Here is a 26,026-nt window from a genome sequence, read left to right as displayed (position 1 = left end):
ACCCTAGTGCTTCGGGGGTTCAGGATCACCAGCCCGACGGCAGCGGACGCCCTTCCGCGAAGCCCGCGGCGGACTGGATGCCGAGCAGCGCGCGCTCGTGGAACTCCTCCAGCGTCCGCGCGCCCGCGTACGTGCAGGCCGACCGGACACCGGAGCCGATGGAGTCGAGCAGGTCTTCGACTCCGGGGCGGGCCGGGTCCAGCGCCATCCGCGACGCCGAAATGCCCTCCTCGAACAGGCCTTTCTTGGCGCGTTCGAAGACGTTGTCCGTGCGTGTGCGGGCGCCGACGGCGCGCTTCGACGCCATGCCGAACGACTCCTTGTACGGCCTGCCCTGCTCGTCGTAGCGCAGGTCGCCGGGGGATTCGTGGGTGCCGGCGAACCACGAGCCGACCATCGCCGCGGACGCGCCCGCGGCCAGTGCGAGCGCGACGTCGCGCGGATGCCGCACGCCGCCGTCCGCCCAGACGTGCTTGCCCAGCTCACGGGCCGCGGCGGCGCATTCGGCGACGGCGGAGAACTGCGGGCGGCCGACGCCGGTCATCATCCGCGTGGTGCACATGGCGCCGGGGCCGACGCCGACCTTGACGACGTCCGCGCCCGCGTGGATCAGGTCGCGCGTGCCCTCCGCGGTGACCACGTTCCCGGCGACCACCGGGACCCGCGGGTGCACCGACCGGACGGCCTTGAGTGCGGAGATCATCTTCTCCTGGTGGCCGTGCGCGGTGTCGACGACCAGCACGTCGACGCCCGCCGCCAAGACGGCCTCGGCCTTCGCCGCGACGTCGCCGTTCACGCCGATCGCGGCGGCGACTCGCAGGTTCCCGCCGCCGTCGACGGCCGGGGCGTAGATCTCCGCGCGCAGCGCCGCGATCTCGGTCAGGACGCCCGCGAGCCTGCCGTTCTCGTCGATGCCGAGCGCGAGCCCGCCGCCGTGGGTGTGCAGGCGCTCGAACACCTCACGCGGCGGGGTGTCCAGCGGGACCGTGACGAGCGAGGGTTCCGCGACGTCGCCGAGCCGTGCGAAGCGATCGACGCCGGCGCAAGCCGCTTCGTCGACGATGCCGACGGGCTTGCCGTCCTCGTCCACCACGACGACGGCGCCGTGGGCGCGTTTGCCGACCAGGTTCAACGCGTCGGCCACCGCGTCCCCGCCGGTCAGCACCAGCGGGGTGTCCCACACGGTGTGACGGCTTTTGACCCAGGTGACGATTTCGGCGACCGCGGCCACGTCGACGTCCTGAGGCAGGACGACGAGCCCGCCGCGCCGGGCGACCGTTTCGGCCATCCGGCGGCCGGCGACGGCGGTCATGTTGGCCACCACGATCGGGATCGTGGCGCCGGTGCCGTCCACAGTGGACAGATCAACATCGAAGCGGGACTCCACGTCCGAACGGTTCGGCAAGAGGAACACGTCGTCGTAGGTCAGGTCGTGAGCGGGCCGGTGCCCGTCGAGAAAGCGCACGAGTCCCCAGGATACCCGCGTGGGACACTGTCGGCATGACCGACCGGGATCGTGACGAAGCCGGACGGGCCCGCAACGCGCGCCCGCGAGACGGTCTCGGCAGGCCGCTCCCGTACGGCGCCGACGGGGTCGAAAGGCAGCCTGAGGGCATCGAACGCCGCCCCGAGGACAGCATCGCCGAGGCCCAGCGCCTGCTCGACGCGGGACGCCCGTTCCACGCGCACGAGGTGTTCGAGGACGCCTGGAAGGCGACAGACGGGGCGGAGCGGGAGCTGTGGCGCGGCCTCGCGCAGCTCGCCGTGGGTCTGACGCACGCGGCCAGGGGGAACGGGAACGGCGCCGCGTCGCTGCTGGAGCGCGGCGCGGACAACATCGAGCCGTTCCGCGAGGCCAGGCCGCACGGGATCGACATCCCGGGGCTGCAGGCGTGGGCGCGGAAGATGGCCGAAGAGGTGAAGGTGCGCGCGCGGGTGGACCCGGTCGCACCTCGCCTACTGGGCCGGTAGCGCCGAGCCCGACCGGTACAGCTCGATCAGCAGCGGTCGCAGCGAGAGTCCTGTCTCGGCGAGCCGATAGCTGGTCCGGCTGGGGAAGCCGGGCAGTTCCTCTCGGATGGCGAGGCGTCGCGCTGTCAGGTCGCCGAGGCGTTCGGTCAGCACCTTCGCGGACAGGCCGGGCAACGCCGCGCGAAGTTCGCTGAAGGACCGCGCTCCGCCCATCAGCTCCCGGAGCACCAGCGTCGTCCAGCGGCCCGAGATCGCGGCGAGCGTGACCTCGACGGGGCCCGCCACGGCAGGTGCGCGTGGCCGGTGACCTGGCCTTGCTGATCGTCGACTGGGTAATCGAGGACCATCTCGCGGCGACGGCCACCGACGTCGCGAGGCGCGGCGAGGACGGGCTCTGGCGCTACGTGATCGACAACCCCTTCGGCATCGCCACACCTTGAGTACTCGACATACCGCGAGTATGTTACTTCGAGTAGAGATACTGATCAGTAGGTAACGGTGGGAGAAGCGCGGATGAGCGAGCCCAAGGAATTGCTGGCGGAACCGCTGAAACTGCGGTGTGGCGCGATCCTGCCGAACCGGCTGGCCAAGGCCGCGCTGAGCGAGCAGCTCGGCGACCGCCGCAACCGGCCGACGCCCGAGCTGACGCGGCTGTTCCGGACCTGGTCCCAGGGCGGCGCCGGCACGCTGATCACCGGCAACGTCATGGTCGACCCGACCGCGCTCGGCGAACCGCGCAACGTCGCTGTGCCCCGCGAACCGGACTCGACCGAGTTCAAGCAGTGGGCGCGGGCGGCGGACGGGACCGAGACCCGGTTGTGGGTCCAGCTCAACCACCCCGGCCGTCAGAGCCCGCGCTTCCTGTCCCGTCAGCCTGTCGCGCCTTCGGCGGTGCCGTTCGGCGACCGGGGCATCCGTTCGGTGTTCGCGACGCCCCGGGCGCTGACCGGCGACGAGATCGAAGCGATCATCGACCGGTTCGGCGTGGCCGCGCGGACCGTCGTCGACGCCGGATTCGCCGGTGTCCAGATCCACGGCGCGCACGGCTACCTCGTCTCGCAGTTCCTTTCGCCGCTGACCAACCAGCGCACCGACGGCTGGGGCGGGGACGCGCTGAGGCGGCGCCGCTTCCTGCTCGAAGTCGTCGCCCGCGTGCGCGCCGAGGTCGGCGACGCCGTGCCGATCGCGGTCAAGCTCAACAGCGCGGACTTCCAGCGCGGCGGCTTCAGCGAGGAGGAATCGCTCGAAGTCGTCCGCGAACTGGGCGAAGCGGGCATCGACCTGCTGGAAGTCTCCGGCGGCACCTACGAGAAGGCCGCCATGATGGGCTCCGGCAAGGCCAGCACCGTGAGCCGCGAGGCCTACTTCCTCGACTACGCCGCGAAGGCGCGTCAGGTCACCGATGTCGCGCTGATGGTCACCGGTGGTTTCACCAGCCCGGAGGGGATGGCGGACGCGCTGCGCTCCGGCGCGCTGGACGTCATCGGTCTCGGCAGGCCGTTGGTCGTCGATCCGGCGCTGCCCGGCCGCCTGCTGGGCGGCGAGGACGTCCGCGCCCAGCGCACGGCCCCGAAGACCGGCATCCGGCTGGCCGACAGCCTGCTCGAGATCCAGTGGCACACCCAGCAGATGCACCGCGTGGCCGCCGGGAAACCGGTGGACCGGCGGCTCGGCGCGGTGCGGGCGCTAGTACGCGCCGGTGTCGCGGATCCGCTCAACGCCTTCCGCCGGGTCCGGGGCTAGCGGGTCCGGAGCCAGGTAGTCGTCAAGCTCATCCCGACGGCTGAAGGTGCGGTCGAAGCCGACCGCGGCCGCCGCTAGGCCGATGAACAGCACGCCGATCAGCACGCAGTTGAACGCGACGCCGCCGTAGCCGTTGATGCCCGGATCGACGAACGGGTACGGGTAGAACCCGATGATCGCGCCGCGCACGAGAGTGACCGCGAGCCAGCCCAGCGGGTACAGCAGCGACCAGGACAGGACCCGCCACGACAGCTGCCCGCGCGGCCCGAACAGCAGCCAGCCCGCGACGCACATCAGGGGCGACACCTTGTGCAGCATCGTGTCGGCGAACACGGCCCAGCCGTGCAGTTCGTAGAGGTCGGCGAGCGCGACCTGGAAGACGACGCCCGTCACGGTGATCCCGGCGAGGCCGGTGAGCCGCAGCACGCCGAACAGCGTCGAGCGGCCCGCGACACCGAGCGCGAGTGCCAGGCTGCCGATGCCGACCAGGATGTTCGAGTCGATGGTGAAGAAGGCCAGCAGGTTGGCCACCCGTCCGGCCGGGGTCTGGAAGGTGCCGCCCTCGGTGCCCGCCGAGACCGGGATCTGGGCGGCGAGGCCGGCGATCACCACCAGCGCGGTCGCGCCGAACCAGGCGCGCGCGATCTTGGAAGCCTGCATCCGCTTACTTTATGGGTGATCACACCGGGACGTCCCGTCACCACCGGGCCTCGCCACTCGATCGGGGGCGGGACGCCGCCGGGACTTCCCGGCCACCGGGTCATATCGTGGGAACCGATGGACGTCGAGCGGAGGCCCGGACGCCGCGGGCGGGTCGCGCGGGGGCCGGCGGAGGACAGCGGGCCCGTCGCCGAGTTCGCGCGACGGCTTTGGGAGCTGAAACGCGCCGCCGGTGACCCATCTTACGATCGGATGCGCGACGAATACGGCGCGCTCGCTTCCAAGTCGGCGCTTTCGGCCGCCGCTCGTGGAGAGCGTCTGCCCAGCTGGGAGACGTCCTGGGAGTTCGTTCGTGTGCTGGCCGCCGGGGTGCTCGGCGGCGACGAGGACGAGGTCCGCCACGAGTGGCGAGGTGAATGGGAACGCGCGCGGGACACGCCGGCCGCCGGTGTGGCGCCCGAACCGGCTCCGGAACGCACGCGCCGGACGGCGTTCGTCCTCGCGGGAGCCGTGGCGCTCGTGCTGGTCGCGGCGCTGGTGTTCGTCTTCGCCGCCCCGTTCGGTACCGACCCCGCCGCTCCGGCCGGTGACGCGTCGGAGTTCGTCTCCGACGTGACAGTGCCCGACGGCAGCGAGGTCGCGGCCGGATCGACCTTCGTGAAGACGTGGGAGTTCCGGAACGCGGGATCGGTCGGATGGGTTGGCCGCTATCTGGTCCGCGCCGGTTCGTTCGGCGATCCCGGCGAATGCGGCACGCCCGAACGCGTGCCCGTCCCGCAGACCGCGCCCGGCGAACACGTGCGCGTCTCCGTCGAGGTCCGCGCGCCCGACCGGCCCGGGCATTGCCAGGTGTACTGGAAGATGGCCGACGAGCAGGGCCACATCCTGCTGCCGAACACGCGTGCCGTGTTCTTCTCGGTCCGCGTTCTTTGACCTTCCGGGCCGGTGGCCAAAGCGCTGACCTGCGTGGACATTGTTCTCTCGGCCATGGCCATTTCGCGGCCGTGAATCGCTTTCCGAGTGGCCGCGGGCGCCTTTAACGTCATCGGCGTCCGGGAATTCCGGATGGGGATTTTCCGAAACACTCTCACATTATTTGCGGAAAGGGAATCCATGCGTCCGTACGTCAAGGTCGCCGCACTGGCCGGGGCCGCGCTCACCGTGGCACTGCTGCCGGTCACCGCCGCACAGGCGGCTCCGGCGCCCGCTTCGGGCAGTGATCCGATCATTACCTGCGAATCCGGCTATCACGGCTGGATGCGCCGGGCAGGGAAGGACGCGATCTGCCTGAAGCCGGGCACCCGCACCTGGAACGTCAAGGTCTTCGAATGCGCCGGGGATCTGACGGTGCATTTCGAGAACGGCGAGAAGGCGTATTGCGGGGGAAGCATGAAAATCGGCCTCGACCTGGCCGTCCAGTCCAATGTCGTCAAGACCGTTGTGGGGAACCGATGAACAAGAAACTGCTCGCCGTCGTCCCGGTCGCGCTGGCCGGCACCCTGCTGATGGCACCGTCCGCTTCGGCGGCGTCGAAGGTCTGTGAAGGCGGACAGCTGATGGGCGGGGCGACCAAGGTCGTCGAGGTGAGCGCGGGGCAGAGCATCGACATCACCGTGCACAACCACGACTACCGGGGAATGCTCGTCCAGATCATCGACGACACCTTCGACAGCGGTCTCTGGAGCGGGGCCATCGCGCCGGGCAAGGAGCGCACCGTGAAACACGGCGTGCTCGGGGAGCCGCCGGTCTTTCACAAGATCCGGTTCGAGGTGACCTCCAACCTGTCGAACAACTACACGTACAAGATCTCTTCGGACCGCTGCTACTGATGCGTTCCGTCCTCTGAATGCGGGCTAGGGCTTGAGGAGGCCGCGCACGGTGTCGATGGTGTCGGCATCGGCGGCCTCCTTGTCCGGCCGATAGCGCACGACCCGCGCGAAGCGCAGGGCCAGCCCGCCCGGATACCGCGTGCTCACCTGGGCCCCGTCGAGTTCGATTTCGACGACGATCTCCGGCCGCACGTGCACCGCCCAGTCCGTGCGGTGCGTCTCGATCTCCTGGAACGTCTTCGTCTGCCAGGACAGCAAATCGTCCGTCATGCCCTTGAACGTCTTGCCGACCATGATCGGCGGCCCGCCGTCGGGATCGCGCGCGCCGAGATGCAGGTTCGACAGCGTGCCTGTGCGCCTGCCGTGACCCCATTCCGCGGCGAGCACGATCAGGTCGATCGTGTGCACCGGTTTCACCTTGAGCCACGCGCGCCCGCGGCGGCCCGCCGCGTACGGCGACGCGAGGTCCTTGACCATCACGCCTTCGTGCCCGGCGGCCATCGCCGCCTCCAGTACCTCGGAGGCGGAGGCGGGCGCGATCTCGCCGGGGATCACGTGCTCGCCCGCGACCTTGTGCAGCGCGGCGTTCCGCTCGGACAGCGGCGCGTCCAGCAGGTCGGCGCCGTCGAGGTGCAGGCAGTCGAAGAAGTACGGCCGCAGCAGCAACGCCTTGACCTGCTCCTCGCGGGTGCTGCCGAACCGGCTCATCGTCTCCTGGAACGGCCTCGGCCTGCCGTCGTCCGTCAGCGCCAAGGTCTCGCCGTCGAGCACCACCGACGTGCAAGGCAGCGAGCGCACGAGATCCACCAGTTCGCCGACGCTGCCGGTGATCTCCCGCAGGGTCCGCGTGTAGACGTGCACCTCGTCGCCTTCGCGGTGGACCTGGATCCGCGCACCGTCCATCTTGTACTCGACCAGCGCCTCGGCATGTTCGGCGACAGCCTCCTCCAGCGACTCCGCCGGGGACGCCAGCATCGGCCGGATCGGCCTGCCCAGGGCCAGCTTGAACTCCGCCAGCCGCTCCCGACCGCCTGTCATCGCCGCCAGGCCCGTCACCGGCAGCTGCCCGGACAGCATGAACGCCCGCCGGACCTCCTCGGCCGGGATCTCGGACGCCGCCGCGATGGCGTCCACCATGATCCCTTCGAGCGCGCCCTGTCTCAGCTCGCCCGTGAGCAGCCGGAACAGGAACTGCTGCTCGTCCTTCGTCATCTCGGTGAACAACGCCCGCAACGTCTCCGCGCGCAACTTCACCGACCCTGAACCGGACGCCGCCCCCACCGTGCCGAGTGCCTTGTCGACCTCGGCCACGGTCAACGACGGCTCGGCGGCCGGAGCCGTGTCCAGCTCGGCCAGCGTCCGCCAGCCGGTGCCGATGCGGCCCTGCGTGGGCTGCCCGGTGAGGAACGCGATCACCGCCGGAAGCTCCTGCTCACCGGCGGCATGCAGCAGCGCGGCCAGGGTGGCGATCTTCGCCTTCCTGGACCTCGTGGCGGCCAGTTCGGCCGACGCGGTCACCACCGCGGTGAACAACATGGGTCCATCATGAACCCGGGTACCGACAGTTTCCCGCCGAGCGGGTTCAGGCGTGCGCGGGATCGGCGACCCAGCTGGCGAGCAGGCCGAGCGCCCGCTCACTGTCGGAGCCGGGCTCGGCGGTGTAGATCACCAGGGCCAGGTCCGGATCGGCGGGCAGCCGCAGCGTCTCGTAGCGCAGCCGGAGTTCACCCACGATCGGGTTGATCATCGCCTTCCACGAGTGCGCCTTCTCGCGCACGGTGTGCTTCGCCCACAGCTTCCGGAAGTCCTCGCTGCCGAGGGAGAGTTCGCCGACGAGCTGGGCGAGATACGGGTCGTCCGGATACTTCCCGCTCTCGGACCGCAGGTTCGCGACGACCTCTTTCGCCACGGTTTCCCACTCCGGGTGCAACTCGCGGGCGCGCTCGTCGAGGAAGAACATCTTCGGGATGTTGCGCTCGCCCGGCGGGCGCCCGGCGAAGTCGAAGGCCAGCGCGCTGCCGAGCGGGTTCCAGGCCAGCACGTCGAGATAGCGGCCGAAGACGAACGCCGGGGACTGGATCGCGTTCAGCATCAGCTGCAGTTCCGGCCGGATCCGCTGCGCCCGCGGCCGCGCGACGCGTCTGCGCTTCGGGGCGGCCAGATTGCGCAGGTAGGTCTCCTCGTCGCGGTGCAGCCGTAGTGCCCGGCTCAGCGAATCGAGCACGGAATCGGACACGTTGCGCGCCCGGCCCTGCTCCAGCCGCGTGTAGTAGTCGACGCTGATCCCAGCCAGCTGCGCGAGCTCTTCGCGTCGCAGCCCGGCGACCCGTCGCTGGTTGAACCCCGTCGGCAGGCCGAGGTCCGCCGGATCCAGCGCGGCCCTGCGTGCCTTGAGGAAGTCGCCCAGTTCGGCCGTCTCGGTCATGTCGACAAGTATCCCGGACCTCGGGGACGCGTGCCTGGCCCTGGCAGACCCAGGCTGGTCGTAGGTACGTGAAGGACTCCTTCATTGCGCCTAGCGCAATGAAGGAGTCCTTCACGTACTTGCAGGAGACCAGGGTGCCACCCCGACCCGGAGCTTCCGGTCGCTTCTTATGGTCCTGTCCGGAAGGCAGGTTCTGGCCCTGTGCTTTGGGCCAAATCGCCGACATCGTGGAGGCATGGACAGCGAACGAAGAAGCGTGACGATCGGCGTACTGGGGGTGCTGATCGTCGGCGCGTCCGTGCCGGTGACGGGAATGCTCGACGGCTACCCGGTCATCACCGGACAGGCGCTGCGCTACGCGCTGGCGGGATTGCTCCTGCTGGCGTGGGCGCGGCTGCGCGGGCGACCGTTGCCGCTGCCGGGCCCGCGCGACGTGCCGTCGCTGATCGCCCTCGCGGCGACCGGGATGATCGGGTTCCAGGCGTGCCTGCTGTTCGCGCAGCGCTACGCCGAACCCGGCCTGGTCGCCGCGTTCCTCGGCGGCACGCCGCTCGTGCTCGCGCTCGCCGGCCCGCTGGGCAAGGGAAAACGGCCGTCGTGGGCGCCGGTGACCGGGGCGGTGCTCGCCGGGCTCGGGATCGCCGTGCTGTCCGGCGGCGGCGCGGCGCGCTGGCAGGGGCTGGTGCTCGCGACGCTGGCGATGGTGTGCGAAGCGCTGTTCACGCTGCTCGCCGTCGGCGTGCTCGAACGCCTCGGGCCGTTGGCGACCGCGACCTGGAGTTGTTGTGCCGCAGGCGTCGGTGGCGCGGTGGTCGGCACGATCGCCGACCCGTCCGGCGCTTGGACGTGGCCGGACGGGCGTGAACTGATCGCGCTCGGCTACCTGACGGTCGTCGTCACGGCGATCGCGTTTCTTCTTTGGTACTCGGCGGTTTCGGCGCTGGGCGCGGACCGGGCCGGGGTTCTGGTCGGGCTGATGCCGGTTTCCGGGCTCGCCGTGTCACTGCTGCTGGGAATGCAGGATTTCCGCTTCTCCCAGCTGATCGGGGTCGCACTGGTGTCTTCAGGCGTCGTGATCGGCCTGCGCCGCCGCGAGTTCGGTGAGGCGAGCGCATTTGACGTCGAAGTGCTTCACGACGTCGCCACCGATGATCGCGACCATGACCGCGCGCAGCGGTCCTCCGATCGTGATCTCCTGGACGAACTCCGTCCCGTCGTCGACCGCGGCCAGTTTGAACACGATGTCCATGGCACCGAAGGGGACCGGCTGGCGGATGGCGACTTCGCGGTCCTGGGTAAGGGAAGTGATCGTGAACGGCTCGGCGATCCGTGAGTGCACGCGGCCGCGCACGGCTCCCGACGGGACGACGAAACCGGTCGAGCCCACCTCGGCGGGACCGTGCAGTTCAACCTCGGCGAGGTCTGGATCCCAGGACGGCCACCGCGTGAAGCCGGCCAGTGACGGCCAGAGCGCGGACGGCGGACAGGGCAGGATTTCGCGGGAGGTTCTGGTCCAGGTCATACCCGGACGATATACGGAACTGCCAGTCTCGTAAACTGGGGCGCATGGTGAGAGGCAGGCCGAGGGAAGAAGGAATCGACGACGCGGTCCGCGAGGCCGTGCGGGCGTTGCTGACCGAAACCGGTTACCAGCGCTGCACGATCGACGCGGTCGCGGCGCGGGCGGGCGTCGGCAAGGCCGCGGTGTACCGGCGATGGCGATCGAAGGCGGAACTCGTGTTCGCCGCGGTGATCCATCCCGTCGAGCTCGAACCACCGGAGGACACCGGTTCGCTGCGGGGCGACGTGGCGGCGGTCCTCGACGTGATCCAGTTCTCTTTGGACAGTGTGGAGCTGCGGCAGGCGCTGCCGTCGTTGCTCGCCGACGTCCGCGCGGATCCGGTACTGGAAGCGCGGTTCGGTGACGTTTTCCTCGGCCGTGAACGCGGATATCTGGTCCTGATGCTGGATCGGGCCGTCGCGAGAGGGGAACTCTCACGACGGCCCGATCCGGCTCTGGTGCACGCGATCCTGCTCGGCCCGGTGCTGACATGGCTGCACCTGTTCACCGAGACACCGCCTTCGGGTGGGCTCGCGGCTTCGCTCGCCTCACCGCTCCATGCGGCTGTGGTCGCTCTCGGTGCTTAGCGGCCTCCGCGCGCCATGCGGAGCACGTCGAGGGCTTCGTCCAGCTGGGCCTCGGTGAGCTTGCCGTTCGCGACGTGACCGCGTTCGATCACGACTTCGCGGATCGTCTTCAGCTCCTTGAGCGCCAGCTTCGCGATCGCGGCGGCCTCTTCGTAGCCGATGTAGGAGTTCAGCGGCGTCACGATCGACGGCGAACCCTCGGCGTACTCGCGCGCACGAGCGGCGTTCACCGTCACGCCCGCGAACACCTTGTCCGCCAGCAAACGCGAGACAGCCGCGAGCAGCCGCGCCGATTCGAGCACGTTGCGCGCGATCACCGGCAGGTTCACGTTGAGCTGGAAGTTGCCAGCCGCGCCCGCGAAGGCGACCGCCGCGTCGTTCCCGATCACCTGGGCGACCACCTGCAGCGTCGCCTCCGGGATCACCGGGTTCACCTTGCCCGGCATGATCGACGAACCCGGCTGCAGATCCGGCAGCGCCAGTTCGGCGAGCCCGGTGCGCGGGCCGGAACCCAGCCAGCGCAGGTCGTTCGCGATCTTGTTCAGCGACACCGCGACAGTGCGCAGATGCCCGGACGCCTCGACGACGCTGTCCTGCGTCGCCTGCGCCTCGAAGTGGTCGCGCGCCTCGGTCAGCGGAAGGCCGGTCACCGAAGCCAGTTCCTGCGAAACGGCCGAGCCGAAGCCCTCGGGAGCGTTCAGCCCGGAGCCGACCGCGGTCCCGCCGATCGGCAGTTCGCCGAGCCGCGGCAGGCCCGACTTCAGCCGCTCGACCCCGAACCGGACCTGCGACGCCCACGCGCCCGCCTCCTGGCCGAAGGTGATCGGGACGGCGTCCATCAGGTGCGTGCGGCCGGACTTCACGATGTCCGCCCATTCGGTCGCCCGCGTTTCGATCGCGGCGGCCAGGTACTCCAGCGCCGGGATCACGTCGGACAGCACGGCTTCCGTCGCGGCGACGTGGATCGTCGTCGGGAAGGTGTCGTTCGAGGACTGCGAAGCGTTGACGTGGTCGTTCGGATGCACGTCGCGGCCCAGCGCCCTCGACGCGAGCGTCGCGATGACCTCGTTGGCGTTCATGTTCGACGAGGTCCCGGAACCGGTCTGGAACACGTCGATCGGGAAGTGCGCGTCGTGCTTGCCCTCGGCGACCTCGTCGGCGGCCTTCGCGATGGCCTCGGCGACGTCGGCGTCCAGTACGCCGAGCTTCGCGTTGACCCGCGCGGCGGCGGCCTTCAGCAGGCCGAGCGCGCGGATCTGGGCGCGTTCCAGGCCCCGGCCGGAGATCGGGAAGTTCTCGACGGCGCGCTGCGTCTGCGCGCGGTAGAGGGCGTCGACGGGGACGCGAACCTCACCCATGGTGTCGTGTTCGATCCGGTATTCCTGTTCAGCCATACCCCAAGTCTCGCGCAGTGCCTCCCGGCGCGCTCCGTGTCTTTCGGCACGCGAGGGCTAGGATCGAATGTGTTCTCGATCACGCCCCCCACCACCTCCCGGGAGAGTGCAGAATGAGCGAGTCCGCTGGGGAAACGTCGTACGACCTCGTCATCATCGGGGCCGGTCCGACGGGTCTTTTCGCCGCTTACTACGCGGGATTCCGCGGTCTTTCGATGGCCGTCGTGGATTCACTGCCGGAGGCAGGCGGACAGGTCACCGCGATGTACCCCGAAAAGATGATCTACGACGTCGGCGGGTTCGCCGAGGTCCGCGGCCGGGATCTGGTGCAGGGCCTGCTCGACCAGGCGGCGCCGTGGAAACCCGCGTATCTGCTCGGGCGCAAGGCCGAGAAACTCGAAAGTGTCGAGGACGGCATCACCATCACGCTCGACGGCGGCCAGGTCCTGCGCGCCGGCGCGGTGCTGATCACCGCCGGGATCGGCGAGTTCACCCCGCGGCCGCTGCCCGCCGGTGACGGCTGGCTCGGCCGGGGCATGGTCCACTTCGTGCCCGCGTTGCAGGCGCACGCCGGGCAGCACGTGGTCGTCGTCGGCGGTGGGGACTCGGCCTTCGACTGGGTGCTCGCCCTGCATCCGGTCGCCGCGAGCGTCACCCTCGTGCACCGGCGCGCGAAGTTCCGTGCGGCCGAGTCGATCGTGCGGCAGGCGCGCGAACTCGGCGTGCGGATCGTCATCGACGCCGAGGTCACCCGGTTCCTCGACCGCGACGGCGCGCTGGCGGAGGTCGAGATCCAGGCCAAGGGGGCCGAACCCGAACTGCTGCGCGCCGACACGGTGGTCGCCGCGCTCGGGTTCACCGCGGACCTCGGGCCGATCGAAAGCTGGGGGCTGCAGATCGATCACCGCGCGATCGCCGTCGACTCGACGATGGCGACACCCCGCGAGCGGGTCTACGCGGCGGGCGACGTCGCGGCGTATCCGGGGAAGGTGAAGCTGATCGCGACCGGCTTCGGGGAAGCGGCGACGGCGGTCAACAACATCACGGTCGCGTTGAACCCGGACGCGCATCTGTTCCCGGGGCACTCCAGCAACGCGGAGTAGCGCGTGACATGAAAGGCCCGTTTCTTGCAAATTTTGCAAGAAACGGGCCTTTCATCGCACGTCAGGCAGGTGGAGCGGGCGGCGTGGTCTTCTCCGTGATCCACTGCGCGTAAGCCACCACCGAAGTGGCGATAGACGGCGAAGTCGCGCACACCGGGTCCGCGTTGCCCGGGCGGCTGATCGTGCCCAGCAGCACCCACTTCTCGTCCACCTTGGCGATCTCCGGTCCGCCGGAATCGCCGTAGCACGAGCCCGATTTCCCGTCGGGGTTGTCGGTGCACAACTCGACGGCACCGTCGAACTTCGCGGTGCAGCGCACGCCTTCGACGATCTTCGTGTCCAGTTGCTGCAGCTTCGCCGGGCCCTTGCCACAGCCGGAAGTCGGGCACGTCTGGCCCCAGCCGAGCAGCCGCGTCGGCGTCCCCGGAGCCACGACGGCGCCGAGTGCGATCGGCGCCGCCTTCACCGGCGCGGCCAGCCGCACCAGGGCGAGATCGCCGCCCGCGTGCTCGGGTTCGGGGTTGTACGACGGGTTCACCACGACCTCGGCGAGTTTCGCGATCTCGCCGCCCTGGGTGTTGTCGTTGCTGCCGATCCGCGCGCTCAGGTTCGCCGGGTTCTTGCCCTCGACGCAGTGTCCCGCCGTCACGAGCCAGTCCGGAGCGATCAGCGCGCCGGCGCAGAAAGCCTTGCCGGAGGCCGAATGCAGCGACGTGACGAACGGATACGGCTCGTCGGCCTCTCTGCCGCCGACGAGGTCGCCCGCGCCCGTGGCCTGCCCGACCGGCGTGAAGACCATCGCCGCGAGCAGGACCACGAGCACGCGCTTGAGCACGGATTCTCCTTAGGGGAGCGGGGGAACCACGTCGACTTCCAGTGAGTCGTCGAGGTGGCCGTCGAAGTTGACGGACGAGTACGAGCGGAGCTTGGTCAGCCGGTGGTAGCCGTCGATCATCCGGACCGTGCCGGACTTCGAGCGCATCACGATCGACTGGGTGGTCGCGCCGCCCGCGCGGTAGTGCACGCCGCGCAGCAGGTCGCCGTCGGTGACACCGGTGGCGCAGAAGAACACGTTGTCGCCGCGGACGAGGTCGTCGTTGCCGAGCACGCGATCGAGGTCGTGGCCCGCGGCCAGCGCCTTCTCGCGCTCCGCGTCGTCCTTCGGCCACAGACGGCCCTGCAGTTCGCCGCCGAGGCACTTCATCGCGCAGGCCGCGATGATGCCTTCGGGGGTGCCGCCGATACCGAGCAGCATGTCGACGCCGGTGCTCGGCCGGGCCGCGGCGATCGCGCCGGCGACGTCGCCGTCGGAGATGAAGCGGATCCGGGCGCCCGCCTCGCGGACCTCCTTGATCAGCTGTTCGTGGCGCGGCCTGTCCAGGATGCACACGGTGACGTCGGAGACGCTGGAGTTCTTGGCCTTCGCGACCCGGCGGATGTTCTCCGCGACCGGGGCGGCCAAGTCGACCTTGCCCGCGGCGTCCGGGCCGACGGCGAGCTTCTCCATGTAGAAGACCGCGGACGGGTCGAACATCGCGCCGCGTTCGGCGACCGCGAGCACGGCCAGCGCGTTCGGCATGCCCTTGGCCATCAGGGTCGTCCCGTCGACCGGGTCGACCGCGACGTCGCAGTCCGGCCCGTCGCCGTTGCCGACCTCTTCCCCGTTGAACAGCATCGGGGCTTCGTCCTTCTCGCCTTCGCCGATGACGACGACGCCGCGCATCGACACCGTCGAGACCAGCTGACGCATCGCGTCCACGGCGGCACCGTCCCCGCCGATCTTGTCCCCGCGCCCCACCCAGCGGCCCGCGGCCATCGCGGCGGCTTCGGTCACGCGGACCAATTCCATCGCGAGGTTGCGATCGGGCGCTTCACGGCGGCGGGAAGAGCTGGCGGACGAGGTGGGGGTGGGCATGCTGCCTCCCGGATCAGGGAACTCGGCGGGGTCCCAGTCTCTCAGATACCCACGGTGGTTCGGTGGCTCAGGAGCATGGTGAACGTCACTGACCGTTGCCGGTCTCTTCTTCGACCGACGAAAGCGCGGCCTCGATCCGCTCGCGCGCGCCATCGAGGTGGTGCTCGCAGACCTTCGCCAGCTGCTCGCCCTTCTCCCACAGGGCCAGCGACTGTTCCAGGGACAGCCCGCCCGCTTCGAGTTCGCGGACGACCTCCACCAGCCTGTCGCGGGCCTGCTCGTAGCCGAGTTCGGCGGTGTCGCCACCGGGTTTGCTCACGCTGTGCTTCCTTCTACCGGACGTCGGTGCTTGCCGATACCCGCGCACACTACCGCGCCGGCCATGGCGTTGTCGTAACCCACGAAGGCGAGAGCGAACTCCTGGCCGTCACCCTCCGCGATCGCCGCGACGAGGTTCTCCTGTGCTCTCGCCACCCGTTTCCGGTGCACGGCGCCGTCCGCGAACCACCATCGGGTGCCGACGTGTTCCGCGGTGGCCTCCGACAGCTTGCGCAACTGGGCGTCGAGGCCGCGTTTGGTCGCGAACTCGCAGCCCGCGAGCAGGACGGTCCAGCATTCCCCGGCGGCGCGGTCGGTCAGCAGCGCGTTGCGCAGCACCTCCGGGGCGTCCGCGCGCATCGCGGCGTCGACGGTCATAGGCAGGAAACTCGCCGTCAACGGCCCTCCTCCGGCTCCCCCGAGACGACGGCGCCGAGCGCGCCGTCGACCACGCGGACGCGCAGTTTCGCGCCGTCCACGACCTCGGAGACGGACCGGAGTACTTGGAGGTTGCCTTCGGCGTCGGTGTACTGCACCACCGCGTAGCCGCGTTCGAGGGTCGCCGCCGGGCCGAGCGCGGTCAGCCGCGCGCGGGCGCTGGCTATCTCGGCCTGGTCCTTGGCGAGCAGGGTGAGCATCGCGCGGCGACCACGTTCGCGATGGATCTCAACGTCGTCGGAGCGCCGCTGGATCGGGCCGAGCGGGTCGGCGAGCACGGGACGGCTGCGCGTCTGGTTCAGCAGCCTGACCTGGGTGTCGACCCAGCCGTGCAGGGCGCGGCGGCCACGGTCGCGCATCTGGCGGACGCGCTGGGTCTCCTCGCGCACGTCGGGCACGATCCGCTTGCTGGCGTCGGTCGGCGTCGAACAGCGGAGATCGGCGACGTGGTCGAGCAGCGGGGTGTCGGGCTCGTGCCCGATGGCGCTGACCACCGGGGTCCCCGCAGCGGAGACCGCGCGGCACAATGCCTCGTCGGAGAACGGCAGGAGATCTTCCACGCTGCCGCCGCCGCGCGCGATCACGATGACGTCGACGTCCGGGTCGCGGTCCAGTTTGGACAGTGCCTGGAGGATCTGCGGGACGGCGAGCGAACCCTGCACGGCGGTGTTGATCACCTTGAACGCGACATGCGGCCAGCGAGCCTGCGCGTTCACCAGGACGTCGCGTTCGGCGGCGGACGCGCGGCCGGTGATCAGCCCGATTCCCTTGGGCAGGAACGGGATCTTGCGTTTGCGCTCGGGTGCGAACAGGCCTTCGGCGGCCAGCAGCCGTCGCAGCCGCTCGATCCTCGCGAGCAGCTCGCCGATGCCGACCGCGCGGATCTCGTTGGCGCGCAGGCTGAACGACCCGCGGTTCATGAAGAACGTCGGTTTGGCGTGCACCACGACGCTCGCGCCCTCGCGCAGCGGCGGGTCGATCGCGCGCAGCAGGCCCATCGGGCAGGTCACCGACATCGAGACGTCCGCCGACGGGTCACGCAGGGTCAGGAAGGCGGTGTTGGTGCCCGGCCGGGCCGAGATCTGCGTGACCTGACCCTCCACCCAGACCACGCCGAGCCGGTTGATCCACTCGCCGACCTTGCGGGCGACCGTGCGGACCGGCCACGGGTTCTCGGCGGTGGTGGACGGGCCCGCCGCGGCCGAAGTGGGCTCGGCGGTCACTGGCCTTCCGCGCTGCCGGTGTCGTCGCCGTCGCTCTCGGCCTTCTTCACGTTCCCGATGCGGCGCGCGAGCATGCCGACGAACGACGCCCTGTCGGCGTTCGCCCGTTCATAGGTCAGCAGTTCTTCCAGTTGCGCGAGATCGAACCGGCGCAGACGGGCGCGCAGTTGCGGCAGGGTGAGCGTGTCGTAGTCGTCCAGCCCGGCGGGGCCCGAGGTCACGGGTGCGCTCACGCTGTCGAACTCGCCGTCGGCGTGGTCCTCGGCGAGCGCGCGCTCCTCCTCGGCCCACGGGTCTTCGGTGAGCCCTTCGAGTTCATCGAGAACACCGAGGTGACCGTTCACCTCGGCACGTGGCTCCGGGACTTCGGCGTCTTCCCGTAGCGGGATCACGCACGAGTCGCGTTCGTACCGGCGTTCGCCGAGGTCCGGCGGGAGATCTTCGTCGAAGGTGGCCCAGCTGGGGGTGTCCTCGACCGGGCGAAGGCCGGACAGCGCGTCGTCACCCTTGATCGCCAGTTCGGTGACGTGCTGCTGGACGCGCATGGAGAACTGGAGCACCTGGCTGACCACCGTGACGGGGAGCCCGGTGAGCTGCTTGGGAAGTTCGCGAACCCGCTCGGCGGTGGTGACGGCGAGGCCCGCGGCGACCCGGAGGGGGAGCGGGAGAGGCTTCATACCTCTAGCCTGCCGTATTTGGTCCATCCTGCCCAACCGAACGGGGACGTAGGTTCACAGGACGTGACTCCACGCACATACTTTCGAGGGGTTTCCTGGTCACCTGAACGTGAGTGCGAGGAGCCCCCGGGGCAGCCCGTACCCTGGAGGTCATGAGTTCTGCGAGTCCCGGAATCACGCCCGCCGGCAGTCCGACGATCACCGAGTCCGGTGTGCCGGCAGGTGGCAAACGTGTCCTGCTCGCCAAGCCTCGTGGTTATTGCGCGGGTGTCGACCGCGCGGTCATCGCCGTGGAAAAGGCACTCGAGCTTTACGGCGCACCGGTGTACGTGCGCAAGGAGATCGTGCACAACCGGCACGTCGTGGAGACCCTGCGCGACCGCGGGGTGATCTTCGTCGACGAGACCTCCGAGGTGCCGGAAGGCGAATTGGTGGTGTTCTCCGCGCACGGCGTCTCGCCCGCGGTGCACGCCGAGGCGGCCGAGCGCAATCTGCGGACCATCGACGCGACCTGCCCGCTCGTGACGAAGGTGCACAAGGAAGTCAACCGGTTCGCGAAGGACGACTACGACATCCTGCTGATCGGCCACGAAGGCCACGAAGAGGTCGAAGGCACCGCCGGCGAGGCTCCCGACAAGGTGCAGCTCGTCGACACCGCCGAGGACGTCGACAAGGTCGAGATCCGCGACCCGTCGAAGGTCATCTGGCTTTCGCAGACCACCCTTTCGGTGGACGAGACCATGGAGCGGGTCGATCAGCTGCGGGACAAGTTCCCCGGCTTGGCCGACCCGCCCAGCGACGACATCTGCTACGCCACCACCAACCGTCAGGTCGCGGTCAAGGCCATGGCCGCCGAATGCGACCTGGTCCTGGTGGTCGGCTCGACGAACTCGTCCAACTCGAAGCGGCTGGTCGAGGTCGCGCTGAAGGCGGGGGCGCGCGCGTCGCACCTTGTCGACTTCGCGCACGAGGTCGACGAAGCGTGGCTCGAAGGTGTCGAGACCGTCGGCGTCACGAGCGGCGCTTCGGTGCCGGAGGTGCTGGTCATGGACCTGCTGGCGTGGCTGGCCGAGCGCGGCTGGGGCAACGTCGACGAGGTCACCACGGCGAACGAGAAGATCGCTTTCGCGCTGCCGCACGAGCTGAAGAAGGTCGGCAGGGCCTGAGGCTTCCGAAGACGAAAAGGGCCGCCCGAGGAGTTCCTCGGGCGGCCCTTTTCGCTGTTCAGAGGCTCAGGCGAGAGCAAAGGTCCCTTGCTATCGCTCGTCGTCCCACGGGCGGCGGCGGGGCGGCTGCCCACCGCGGCGCGGGTCGTCCGCACGCGGCGGACGGCGGCGCGGGGCACCGGGAGCACTTTCGCCGCGCGGGTCACGGCGGCGGGGTTCGCCACCCTCTTCCGGCCGCGGCCGGCGGGGCTGGCGTCCCGGGGGCGGCGGTTTGCGGGCACCTGGCTCGGCGTCGCGGCGGGGACGCCGCTCGTCTTCGGCGGGCGGGCGGCGGCGGGGCGGCGCACCGTCTCGCGGAGCGCCGTCTCTCGGGGCACCGCGGCGTGACGGCGGGGGCGGGGTCTGGCCGGTCCGGGACGCCGGACGGCCACGGGCCGGCGCGGCGGCCGCGGGACGGGCCGCGGGCTTGGCGTCGTCGCGACGTTCCGGCTTGGCACCCGGCTTGACCTTCACCGGGGCGTCGGGATCGCGTTCGCGGTAGATCCGGAAGAAGCCGATCGCCAAGGTGACGCCGGTGGTGATGGCCATCGTCGGGAACCCGTTGATCAGCGGTGTACCGATGTCGAAGGCTCTTTCGAGCAGATCCGAGCCCTTGCTGTTGTCCGAGGTCAGCAGAATGACCCCCGGGACGGTCACGGCGAGGACCAGGGGCGGCTGCACCATCGGGCCGAACAGCCCGCGGCGCTGGACGGCCACCACGGCGACCACCGCGCCGAGCGCGTAGAAGATCTTGAACAGCAGGCCCAGGTCCTTCTGCGTCATCATGTCGATGAAGGCGCCAAGGATGGCGAGCCCGAAGCCCACCAGGACGGCGGCCCACCAGGGCAGCCCGCGCCTGGCGCCGACGAGCGGACGCTCGTCCCAGGCTACGGGAACGTCGTCGGCATCAGGATCGCTCTGGCGATCGCGAATCGCGGTCACAGGCCCCACCGTATATCCAAGCTGCGGACATACCGCCAACAGGCGGTATGTCTATCGCCTGGTAGTGGTCATTCCGGACCACCCGGACGGACTGCCCGAGTGCTTTCCAGAGGTACTACGCGTAGGGGTGCGACAAGGTTGTCAACGAGGCCGAAACGGAGCCTCCGATTCCGGAAATCGCAGGTAGGGAACTTCCCTCGTGAGCGGTTAGGACTGTTCTAACCGTCGTTATCACTCACGAGATCACTCACAAACCGACGTCCGAATGCGTGCTTCCCGCCTCACGAGGCGGGAAGTTCGTCCGCCTTCCTGATCAGTGGCACCGGCGCGGGACTGCCCGCCGCGTCCGTCAGCGGTGAGACCGTGCTCCGGAAGCTTTCGAGCGCGTCCAGCTCCCGGCGGCGGGCCGAGATGAAGCGCTGCAGATGGGTGCTCGACAGGTTCAGCGCGTCGACCGCGTTGCCCGCGGCCCGGTGCGCGGCCGCGGCACCCGCCCGGACCTGCTCGACGTCCTCGACCAGGGCCCGCTCGGTCGCGGCGAACAGCGCGGCGGACGCCAGCACGGCGAATCCGGTCGGCCCGCAGAGGAAGACCCGCCTGTCCAGCATCCAGCGCAGCAGTTCCGGGTCGGTGTCCAGCGCGGCCACCACGGCCGCGTCGGACGGGACGAACATGATCGTCCCGTAGATCGCGTCGGCCCAGCGCTGGTAGCCCTTGCCCGCCAGTTCGGCCGCCCTCGACCGGATCTGCCGGACGTGGACGCGCAGCGCGTCCAGCCGTTCTTCGGGGTCGTTCGTTTCGACGGCCTCGGCCCAGCAGGCCATGCTCGCCTTGGCGTCGACAGGCACTGTCCGCCCGCCGCCGACCCGCAGCACCATGTCCGGTTTCGCCGCGCCGCCGCCCGCCAGGTCCGTCTGCAGCGTGAAGTGCAGCTCCTCGCGGAGCCCGAGCGCGCGTGCGGTCTCCAGGAGGACTTGCTCGCCGAGCTCGCCCCGGCCGCTGATCGAGGCGAAGGCGACCTCGTACCGGCGTAGCGCGAGTTGCTGCTGATCCGCCTTCGACCGCTCGGCGTCGACCAGTTTCGCCGCCGCGTCCGCTCGCCGCATGCCGTCGTTGTACAGCCGCCACAGCAGCGCGACCGCGACGAGCAGCAACAACGCGAGCACGACGGCCGCGGTGGTGATCACCGTCGCCACCGGTACCTCCCCTCGGATCCGAGTCGGGGACATCATGGCGGAACCCACCGACAAAAACCGGACGGCTCGATCGCGCTCCGTATCTGACCTGCGCCGTCCCCGGCGTGTCGGAAAGCGCAGGGGCGCCAAGGGCGCGCCTCCCGTTCCAGGCCGGTGCGCGGCCCTATTTTGGGCTGCGTGAAGCTCCTGCACACGTCCGACTGGCATATCGGCCGCACCTTCCACGGCGCCGATCTGCTAGCCGAACAGGAAGCCGTGCTCGGCCATCTCGCCGACCTCGTGGTCGCCGAGTCGGTCGACGTCGTGCTGGTGTCCGGGGACATCTACGACCGCGCGGTGCCCTCGGCCGAGGCAGTCCGCGTGGCCACCACCGCACTGGGCAGGCTTCGCCAGGCAGGCGCGAAGCTGGTGATGACGCCGGGCAACCACGACTCCGCCCCGCGGCTGGGCGCGTTCGCCGAATTCGCCGCGGCGGGCGGGCTGTACCTGCGCGCCACGATCGCCGGTCTCGCCGAACCGGTGCTGCTGCCCGACGAACACGGTGACGTCGCCCTCTACGGCATCCCGTACCTCGAACCGGAGCCCGCGCGCCACGCCCTCGGCGTCCCCGAGGCCCGCGGCCACACCGGCGTCCTCACCGAGGCGATGCGGCGGATCCGAACGGATCTCGCCGCCCGGCCGTCCGGAACGCGGTCGGTGGTGCTCGCGCACGCCTTCGTCACCGGCGGCGAGCCGACCGAATCCGAACGGACCATCGCTGTCGGCGGCGTCGAGCAGGTGCCGGGTTCGGTGTTCGACGGCGTCGACTACGTCGCGCTCGGCCACCTGCACGGCCCGCAGACCCTCGCCGAGCACCTGCGCTATTCGGGCAGCCCGCTGGCGTACTCGTTTTCCGAGACACGCCAACGGAAATCGGTCTGGCTGGTGGACCTCGACGCCGACGGGCTGGCCGAGGTCCGGCGTCACGAACTGCCGGTTCCGCGGCACCTCGCGATGCTCCGCGGAGAGCTGGACGAGCTCCTGTCGGATCCGGAACACGACGGCCTCACCGAACATTTCCTCTCCTTCACCGTCACCGACCGGGTCCGCCCGATCGACGCCATGCGCAAACTGCGCGAGCGGTTCCCGTACGCCGTGCACATGGACTGGCAGCCGGAAGGCGGGCACGACGGTGCCGCGCTGAAGTACGCCGAAGCCGTCCGAGGACGATCCGACGTCGAGATCACCCGCAGTTTCCTCGAGGACTGCCGCGGCTCCTCGCCGTCGGGGAGCGAGGAGCGGCTGGTGCTGGCGGCACTGGGCGCCGCGGGCAGGGAGCGCGAAGTATGAGGTTGCACCGGTTGGAGGTCGCCGCTTTCGGGCCGTACGCGGGCCGCGAGGTGGTGGATTTCGACGTGCTCGGCGCCGACGGCCTGTTCCTGCTGCACGGCGACACCGGCGCGGGGAAGACGACGCTGCTCGACGCCATCGCGTTCGCGTTGTTCGGCACGGTCCCCGGCGCTCGCGGCGAGGTGAAGCGGCTGCGCTGCGATCTCGCCGAACCCGACCAGGTCACCGAGGTCGTCCTGGAACTGACCGTGCAGGGCCAGCGGATGCGGATCGCGCGCAACCCCGAGTACCAGCGGCCCAAGCGCCGGGGCGAGGGAATGACCCTCCAGCAGGCGAAGGCGGTGCTGAGCTGGGTCGGCACGGTGCCCGCCGGGCACGTCGCCGAAGGCATCACGCGGATCGACGAGGTCGCGCGCACGATCGAGCGGCTCATCGGCATGACGCACGAGCAGTTCTTCCAGGTGGTCCTGCTGCCGCAGGGCGAGTTCGCGCGGTTCCTGCGGGCGAACACGGCCGAGCGCGAGGAACTGCTGGAGCGGCTGTTCGGCACGGAGCGGTTCTCCGACGTCGAGAAGTGGTTCGCGGATCTGCGCGCCGAGCGCGGCCGCGAGTTGCAGGAACGGCAGCAGTCGCTGCGGGAGTGGGTCGCGCGGTTCGCGCAGGTCGCCCAGCAGGAAGCACCCGAAGAGGGACAGGCCGAGTGGGTCGAGGCGGTGCTCACCGAGTCGGCGCTGCGCGTCGAACAGGCACAGGAACGGGACACGAAGGCTCGCGCGGCGGCCAAGACGGCCGAGGCCGCCTGGCAGGAGAACCGGTCCACCGCCGAGCGGATCCGCCGGGTGCGCACCGCGTACACGCGGCTTTCGGCGATCGCCGAGCAGGCGGATCAGCGCGCGGAGTGGGCGGAAGAGGTCGAAGCGGCCCATCGCGCGGCGGGTGTCGTCGCGGAGGCGGATCTGCTCGAACGCCGCTCGAACCAGCTCGCCGCCGCGGAGTCCGCGGAAGCGCTCCGGACCCGGGAAGTGCCTGACGCCGCGGACAGGTCCGCCGCCGAGCTTCGCGCTCGCGCCGGCGCGCTGCGCGAGGAAGCGGGCGCGCTGGCCGAACTCGTGGCGGAAGGTGAGCAGCAGCAACGAGAACTGATCCGCCGCGATCAGCTGAGCACCGCCGCGAAGGAGGCGGCGAAGCAGGCTGAGGAATTCGCCGCCGAACTCGAATCCGCGCCGGAGAAGATCGCCGCGGTGCGCGCCGAGGCGCTCGCGGCCGCCGAAGCCGAAGCGAAACTCGACGGTGCCCGCACCCGTTTCGACGATTTGACCTCGCTGGTCCGGGACGCCGACGAGGTACCTCGGGCGGAGGTGGCCGTCGAGCAGGCGCGTGGGCTGGTCCGCGACGACGTCGACGGCCATCAGCAAGCGCGGCAGCATCGCCTCGACTTGCGTGAGCGCCGCCTCGACGGGATGGCGGCCGAACTCGCCGCCGGACTGGCCGCGGGCGAGGACTGCCCGGTGTGCGGGGCGACCGAGCATCCGGCGCCCGCCACGCATACCGGCGGTCTCGTCGATCCCGAGGACGAACGCCGCGCCGAAGTCGCGGAGCAACAGGCCGAAAAGCGACGTGAGAAGGCGCAGGCCTCGCTGTTGGAAGCCGAAGGACGGCTGAAGGCGCTGATCGAGCGGTTGGGCGAGCGCACCGCCGAGGCGCTGCGGGCCGAACTCGGCGAGGCGCGGGATCTGGTCGCGTCGCTGTCGGAAACGGCTCGTCGCAAGTCCGTCCTGGACCGGCGGCTCCTCGACCTGGAACGGAAGACCGAGCAGCTGACCGAACGTCGTCGCGTGACCGGACAGCGGGCGGCCGAGGCCGGGACCGAGGTCCGAAGCCTCACGGAACGGCTGGCCGAACGAGAACGGCGGCTGGAAACCGCGCGCGGTGAGTTCGCCGACGTCGCCGCCCGGCGGCGGCACCTGCTCAGCTTCGCGACCCGCCTCGACGCGCTCGCCGAAGCACGGCTCGGTGTCGTGGGTGCTCGCGAGCGTCGCGACGAGCAAGCGAAACTGGTCGAAGAAGCGTTGCGGGCCAAGGGTTTCGCTGATCTCGACGAGATGCGGGCCGCGTCGAGGCCGGACGAGCAGATCACGAAACTGGAGACCAGCCTCGCCGACGCGAAGGCGATGGAGAAGGCCGAGAAGCGGGCTCTCGCCGAGCCGGAACTCTTCGGCATCTCGCCGGAGGACGAGATCGACGTCGCGGCCTCCGAAGAAGCGGCGCGAGACACCCGTGGCGAGGCCGAACAGTCGCTCGTGGCGCTGCGGGCGGCTGCTTCGCGGCACGCGGACCTGGCGAAACTGGCCGAGCGGATGACGTCCTTGATGGCGGAACTGGCGCCGGTCGAAGAGCGGTACCTGGAGCTGAAGGCGCTGGCCGAGGTGGTCAACGGACGCGGGCAGAACGCGCGGAAGATGTCGCTGCGCTCGTACGTCCTCGCCGCGCGGCTGGAGGAGGTCGCGGTCGCGGCGACCGCCCGCCTGCGGACGATGAGCCAGGGCCGCTACTCGTTCGTGCACTCCGACGCGGCCGGTGCCCGGGGCACCCGCGGCGGGCTCGGGCTCGACGTGCTCGACGACTACTCCGGCACCATCCGGCCCGCGAAGACGCTTTCGGGCGGTGAGTCCTTCCTCGCGTCGCTCTCACTGGCGCTTGGGCTCGCCGACGTCGTCGCCGCCGAGACCGGTGGAGCGCTACTGGACACGCTGTTCATCGACGAAGGCTTCGGCACGCTGGACGCCGAGACGCTCGATATCGTCATGAACATCCTCGACGAGCTTCGCGCCGGGGGACGGGTGGTCGGGCTGGTTTCGCACGTGGAGGAACTGCGGCAGCGGATCCCGACCCGGCTGCGGATCCGAAAGGCGCGTACGGGCTCTTCAGTCGAAATCCACGCCGCCTGACCTCTTCCGCGTGCTGCGAGCGGACCGTTCGCAGCACGCGGAAGATGCGGGATCAGGCGGCTTCGTGGCTCAGCAGCCACTGCTTCGCCGGGACACCCCACCGGAAGTTCCCCACCGCACCGCCGGTCCGCACCACCCGGTGGCACGGCACGAACAACGCCGCCGCGTTCTTCGCACACGCCGACGCGGCCGCCCGCACCGCCGACGGGTTCCCCGCCAGCGCCGCGTATTCCGCGTAGCTCACCGGCTCACCCGCGGGCACCTTCCGCAGCATTTCCCAAGCGTGCTCCCGGAAAGCGCCGGACCGCTGCCGCACCTCGATGTCGGCGACAGCGTCCAGGTCGCCGCCGTGGTACCGGCGGATCGCGGTGCTCACCGGCCCCAGGTCCCGTCGCTGCTGCACCTCGCCGGGGGCGAGCGACGGCGAGATCAGCGGCGTCAGTTCGCCGACGTCTCCTGTCCAACCCGAGGCGAGTACGGCCCCGTCACCCGCCACCACGGCGGTGAACGGGCCGATCTTCGTGTCCATTGTGGACCAATACGCGATGCTCATTGTCTTCCT

27 protein-coding genes and 1 pseudogene are annotated in these 26,026 nt (G+C 70.2%); 12 read left to right on the top strand and 16 right to left on the bottom strand.

The window, feature by feature from the left end; translation table 11 throughout:
- Positions 1-25: 25 nt before the first annotated feature.
- On the bottom strand, positions 26-1,465 hold the full coding sequence (gene guaB1 / locus ACZ6YV_RS08765; protein ID WP_465509049.1) for a GMP reductase: 1,440 nt from the start codon (positions 1,463-1,465) through the stop codon (positions 26-28).
- Between the two features lie 35 nt (positions 1,466-1,500).
- Here guaB1 and ACZ6YV_RS08760 point away from each other — a divergent pair, with 35 nt between their 5' ends.
- Positions 1,501-1,971: a DUF309 domain-containing protein gene (locus tag ACZ6YV_RS08760; RefSeq protein WP_465509048.1), complete on the top strand. Its 471-nt coding sequence runs from the start codon at positions 1,501-1,503 to the stop codon at positions 1,969-1,971.
- Here ACZ6YV_RS08760 and ACZ6YV_RS08755 read toward each other — a convergent pair.
- The gene (locus tag ACZ6YV_RS08755) at positions 1,957-2,256 is read right to left on the bottom strand and encodes a winged helix-turn-helix transcriptional regulator (protein WP_465509047.1); all 300 of its coding nucleotides are present in this window, start codon (positions 2,254-2,256) and stop codon (positions 1,957-1,959) included. The two genes, ACZ6YV_RS08760 and ACZ6YV_RS08755, sit on opposite strands and share 15 nt — an antisense overlap.
- An 11-nt stretch (positions 2,257-2,267) precedes the next feature.
- Between ACZ6YV_RS08755 and ACZ6YV_RS08750 the strand changes: the two genes are divergently transcribed.
- Entirely contained in the window at positions 2,268-2,411 is a 144-nt protein-coding gene (locus tag ACZ6YV_RS08750; RefSeq protein WP_465509046.1) for a hypothetical protein, read from the top strand.
- A 73-nt stretch (positions 2,412-2,484) separates the two neighbouring features.
- On the top strand, positions 2,485-3,714 hold the full coding sequence (locus tag ACZ6YV_RS08745) for an NADH:flavin oxidoreductase/NADH oxidase family protein (protein ID WP_465509045.1): 1,230 nt from the start codon (positions 2,485-2,487) through the stop codon (positions 3,712-3,714).
- On the opposite strand, the gene ACZ6YV_RS08740 is transcribed toward ACZ6YV_RS08745, so the two are convergent.
- Complete coding sequence (locus ACZ6YV_RS08740; protein ID WP_465509044.1) at positions 3,658-4,374, bottom strand: Pr6Pr family membrane protein; 717 nt, start codon at positions 4,372-4,374, stop codon at positions 3,658-3,660. The two genes, ACZ6YV_RS08745 and ACZ6YV_RS08740, sit on opposite strands and share 57 nt — an antisense overlap.
- Before the next feature lie 117 nt (positions 4,375-4,491).
- Between ACZ6YV_RS08740 and ACZ6YV_RS08735 the strand changes: the two genes are divergently transcribed.
- The 3 genes from ACZ6YV_RS08735 to ACZ6YV_RS08725 all read left to right on the top strand — a co-directional run bounded on the left by ACZ6YV_RS08735 (position 4,492) and on the right by ACZ6YV_RS08725 (position 6,203).
- The gene (locus tag ACZ6YV_RS08735; RefSeq protein ID WP_465509043.1) at positions 4,492-5,307 is read left to right on the top strand and encodes an NBR1-Ig-like domain-containing protein; all 816 of its coding nucleotides are present in this window, start codon (positions 4,492-4,494) and stop codon (positions 5,305-5,307) included.
- 87 nt (positions 5,308-5,394) lie between these two features.
- On the top strand, positions 5,395-5,829 hold the full coding sequence (locus tag ACZ6YV_RS08730) for a hypothetical protein (RefSeq protein WP_465509042.1): 435 nt from the start codon (positions 5,395-5,397) through the stop codon (positions 5,827-5,829).
- Positions 5,826-6,203, top strand: a complete 378-nt coding sequence (locus ACZ6YV_RS08725) for a hypothetical protein (protein WP_465509041.1) — start codon at positions 5,826-5,828, stop codon at positions 6,201-6,203. Before ACZ6YV_RS08730 ends, ACZ6YV_RS08725 begins: the two co-directional genes overlap by 4 nt.
- Before the next feature lie 24 nt (positions 6,204-6,227).
- Here the strand turns inward: ACZ6YV_RS08725 and ACZ6YV_RS08720 are convergent, their stop codons facing one another.
- Positions 6,228-7,739, bottom strand: a complete 1,512-nt coding sequence (locus tag ACZ6YV_RS08720) for an ATP-dependent DNA ligase (RefSeq protein WP_465509040.1) — start codon at positions 7,737-7,739, stop codon at positions 6,228-6,230.
- A 46-nt stretch (positions 7,740-7,785) separates the two neighbouring features.
- The gene (locus tag ACZ6YV_RS08715) at positions 7,786-8,628 is read right to left on the bottom strand and encodes a helix-turn-helix transcriptional regulator (protein WP_378239796.1); all 843 of its coding nucleotides are present in this window, start codon (positions 8,626-8,628) and stop codon (positions 7,786-7,788) included.
- Positions 8,629-8,797: 169 nt separating this feature from the next.
- On the opposite strand from ACZ6YV_RS08715, the pseudogene ACZ6YV_RS08710 reads away from it, so the two are divergent.
- Positions 8,798-9,694: pseudogene (locus tag ACZ6YV_RS08710) on the top strand (DMT family transporter); the annotation flags it as partial.
- On the opposite strand, the gene ACZ6YV_RS08705 reads toward ACZ6YV_RS08710, so the two are convergent.
- Positions 9,692-10,150: an SRPBCC family protein gene (locus tag ACZ6YV_RS08705; protein WP_465509039.1), complete on the bottom strand. Its 459-nt coding sequence runs from the start codon at positions 10,148-10,150 to the stop codon at positions 9,692-9,694. The pseudogene ACZ6YV_RS08710 and the gene ACZ6YV_RS08705 sit on opposite strands and share 3 nt — an antisense overlap.
- A 44-nt stretch (positions 10,151-10,194) precedes the next feature.
- Here ACZ6YV_RS08705 and ACZ6YV_RS08700 point away from each other — a divergent pair, with 44 nt between their 5' ends.
- Complete coding sequence (locus tag ACZ6YV_RS08700) at positions 10,195-10,776, top strand: TetR/AcrR family transcriptional regulator (RefSeq protein ID WP_465509038.1); 582 nt, start codon at positions 10,195-10,197, stop codon at positions 10,774-10,776.
- Here ACZ6YV_RS08700 and ACZ6YV_RS08695 read toward each other — a convergent pair.
- A complete protein-coding gene (locus ACZ6YV_RS08695) occupies positions 10,773-12,170 on the bottom strand; it encodes a class II fumarate hydratase (RefSeq protein ID WP_465509037.1) in 1,398 nt (465 codons plus the stop codon). The genes ACZ6YV_RS08700 and ACZ6YV_RS08695 overlap by 4 nt on opposite strands.
- Positions 12,171-12,283: 113 nt before the next feature.
- Between ACZ6YV_RS08695 and ACZ6YV_RS08690 the strand changes: the two genes are divergently transcribed.
- A complete protein-coding gene (locus tag ACZ6YV_RS08690; protein ID WP_465509036.1) occupies positions 12,284-13,273 on the top strand; it encodes an NAD(P)/FAD-dependent oxidoreductase in 990 nt (329 codons plus the stop codon).
- A gap of 61 nt (positions 13,274-13,334) precedes the next feature.
- Here ACZ6YV_RS08690 and ACZ6YV_RS08685 read toward each other — a convergent pair whose 3' ends face one another.
- The 6 genes from ACZ6YV_RS08685 to ACZ6YV_RS08660 all read right to left on the bottom strand — a co-directional run bounded on the left by ACZ6YV_RS08685 (position 13,335) and on the right by ACZ6YV_RS08660 (position 17,844).
- Positions 13,335-14,108, bottom strand: coding sequence for a S1 family peptidase (locus ACZ6YV_RS08685; RefSeq protein WP_465509035.1), 774 nt, complete (start codon positions 14,106-14,108; stop codon positions 13,335-13,337).
- Positions 14,109-14,117: 9 nt separating this feature from the next.
- Complete coding sequence (gene glpX, locus ACZ6YV_RS08680; RefSeq protein WP_378239803.1) at positions 14,118-15,188, bottom strand: class II fructose-bisphosphatase; 1,071 nt, start codon at positions 15,186-15,188, stop codon at positions 14,118-14,120.
- Between the two features lie 85 nt (positions 15,189-15,273).
- Positions 15,274-15,507: an exodeoxyribonuclease VII small subunit gene (locus ACZ6YV_RS08675; RefSeq protein WP_465509034.1), complete on the bottom strand. Its 234-nt coding sequence runs from the start codon at positions 15,505-15,507 to the stop codon at positions 15,274-15,276.
- Positions 15,504-15,905: a hypothetical protein gene (locus ACZ6YV_RS08670; RefSeq protein WP_465509033.1), complete on the bottom strand. Its 402-nt coding sequence runs from the start codon at positions 15,903-15,905 to the stop codon at positions 15,504-15,506. The genes ACZ6YV_RS08675 and ACZ6YV_RS08670 overlap by 4 nt, the downstream gene beginning before the upstream one ends.
- Positions 15,902-17,167 carry an exodeoxyribonuclease VII large subunit gene (xseA, locus tag ACZ6YV_RS08665; RefSeq protein WP_465509032.1) on the bottom strand — a complete coding sequence of 422 codons (1,266 nt, stop codon included), beginning with the start codon at positions 17,165-17,167 and terminating at the stop codon, positions 15,902-15,904. The genes ACZ6YV_RS08670 and xseA overlap by 4 nt, the downstream gene beginning before the upstream one ends.
- On the bottom strand, positions 17,164-17,844 hold the full coding sequence (locus ACZ6YV_RS08660; protein ID WP_465509031.1) for a lipid droplet-associated protein: 681 nt from the start codon (positions 17,842-17,844) through the stop codon (positions 17,164-17,166). The genes xseA and ACZ6YV_RS08660 overlap by 4 nt, the downstream gene beginning before the upstream one ends.
- Before the next feature lie 152 nt (positions 17,845-17,996).
- On the opposite strand from ACZ6YV_RS08660, the gene ACZ6YV_RS08655 reads away from it, so the two are divergent.
- The gene (locus ACZ6YV_RS08655; protein WP_378239808.1) at positions 17,997-19,010 is read left to right on the top strand and encodes a 4-hydroxy-3-methylbut-2-enyl diphosphate reductase; all 1,014 of its coding nucleotides are present in this window, start codon (positions 17,997-17,999) and stop codon (positions 19,008-19,010) included.
- Between the two features lie 90 nt (positions 19,011-19,100).
- Here the strand turns inward: ACZ6YV_RS08655 and ACZ6YV_RS08650 are convergent, their stop codons facing one another.
- Together ACZ6YV_RS08650 and rmuC are read right to left on the bottom strand one after the other, a co-directional pair.
- Entirely contained in the window at positions 19,101-19,991 is an 891-nt protein-coding gene (locus ACZ6YV_RS08650; RefSeq protein WP_465509030.1) for a DUF6542 domain-containing protein, read from the bottom strand.
- Between the two features lie 281 nt (positions 19,992-20,272).
- Positions 20,273-21,187: a DNA recombination protein RmuC gene (gene rmuC, locus ACZ6YV_RS08645; protein ID WP_465509029.1), complete on the bottom strand. Its 915-nt coding sequence runs from the start codon at positions 21,185-21,187 to the stop codon at positions 20,273-20,275.
- 177 nt (positions 21,188-21,364) lie between these two features.
- Here rmuC and ACZ6YV_RS08640 point away from each other — a divergent pair, with 177 nt between their 5' ends.
- Positions 21,365-22,516 (top strand): exonuclease SbcCD subunit D, encoded by a 1,152-nt coding sequence (locus ACZ6YV_RS08640; RefSeq protein ID WP_465509028.1) that lies wholly within the window; start codon positions 21,365-21,367, stop codon positions 22,514-22,516.
- Entirely contained in the window at positions 22,513-25,464 is a 2,952-nt protein-coding gene (locus tag ACZ6YV_RS08635) for an AAA family ATPase (RefSeq protein WP_465509027.1), read from the top strand. Before ACZ6YV_RS08640 ends, ACZ6YV_RS08635 begins: the two co-directional genes overlap by 4 nt.
- Before the next feature lie 52 nt (positions 25,465-25,516).
- Here the strand turns inward: ACZ6YV_RS08635 and ACZ6YV_RS08630 are convergent, their stop codons facing one another.
- The gene (locus ACZ6YV_RS08630; protein WP_465509026.1) at positions 25,517-26,017 is read right to left on the bottom strand and encodes a methylated-DNA--[protein]-cysteine S-methyltransferase; all 501 of its coding nucleotides are present in this window, start codon (positions 26,015-26,017) and stop codon (positions 25,517-25,519) included.
- Positions 26,018-26,026: the final 9 nt, after the last annotated feature.

This window comes from Amycolatopsis sp. NPDC102522, assembly GCF_055584485.1.
The sequence above is the reverse complement of the archived record's forward strand: the minus strand, read 5'-3'. Positions and strand labels throughout refer to the sequence as shown.

Excerpts from the sequence above, each read along its gene's own strand:
- ACZ6YV_RS08630 (WP_465509026.1), bottom strand. The coding sequence starts at position 26,017 with ATGAGCATCGCGTATTGGTCCACAATGGACACGAAGATCGGCCCGTTC.
- glpX (WP_378239803.1), bottom strand. The coding sequence starts at position 15,188 with ATGCCCACCCCCACCTCGTCCGCCAGCTCTTCCCGCCGCCGTGAAGCG.
- ACZ6YV_RS08690 (WP_465509036.1), top strand. The coding sequence starts at position 12,284 with ATGAGCGAGTCCGCTGGGGAAACGTCGTACGACCTCGTCATCATCGGG.
- ACZ6YV_RS08695 (WP_465509037.1), bottom strand. The coding sequence starts at position 12,170 with ATGGCTGAACAGGAATACCGGATCGAACACGACACCATGGGTGAGGTT.
- ACZ6YV_RS08700 (WP_465509038.1), top strand. The coding sequence starts at position 10,195 with ATGGTGAGAGGCAGGCCGAGGGAAGAAGGAATCGACGACGCGGTCCGC.
- ACZ6YV_RS08660 (WP_465509031.1), bottom strand. The coding sequence starts at position 17,844 with ATGAAGCCTCTCCCGCTCCCCCTCCGGGTCGCCGCGGGCCTCGCCGTC.
- ACZ6YV_RS08720 (WP_465509040.1), bottom strand. The coding sequence starts at position 7,739 with ATGTTGTTCACCGCGGTGGTGACCGCGTCGGCCGAACTGGCCGCCACG.
- ACZ6YV_RS08740 (WP_465509044.1), bottom strand. The coding sequence starts at position 4,374 with ATGCAGGCTTCCAAGATCGCGCGCGCCTGGTTCGGCGCGACCGCGCTG.
- ACZ6YV_RS08745 (WP_465509045.1), top strand. The coding sequence starts at position 2,485 with ATGAGCGAGCCCAAGGAATTGCTGGCGGAACCGCTGAAACTGCGGTGT.
- ACZ6YV_RS08760 (WP_465509048.1), top strand. The coding sequence starts at position 1,501 with ATGACCGACCGGGATCGTGACGAAGCCGGACGGGCCCGCAACGCGCGC.
- ACZ6YV_RS08725 (WP_465509041.1), top strand. The coding sequence starts at position 5,826 with ATGAACAAGAAACTGCTCGCCGTCGTCCCGGTCGCGCTGGCCGGCACC.
- ACZ6YV_RS08655 (WP_378239808.1), top strand. The coding sequence starts at position 17,997 with ATGAGTTCTGCGAGTCCCGGAATCACGCCCGCCGGCAGTCCGACGATC.
- ACZ6YV_RS08735 (WP_465509043.1), top strand. The coding sequence starts at position 4,492 with ATGGACGTCGAGCGGAGGCCCGGACGCCGCGGGCGGGTCGCGCGGGGG.
- ACZ6YV_RS08715 (WP_378239796.1), bottom strand. The coding sequence starts at position 8,628 with ATGACCGAGACGGCCGAACTGGGCGACTTCCTCAAGGCACGCAGGGCC.
- ACZ6YV_RS08635 (WP_465509027.1), top strand. The coding sequence starts at position 22,513 with ATGAGGTTGCACCGGTTGGAGGTCGCCGCTTTCGGGCCGTACGCGGGC.
- ACZ6YV_RS08705 (WP_465509039.1), bottom strand. The coding sequence starts at position 10,150 with ATGACCTGGACCAGAACCTCCCGCGAAATCCTGCCCTGTCCGCCGTCC.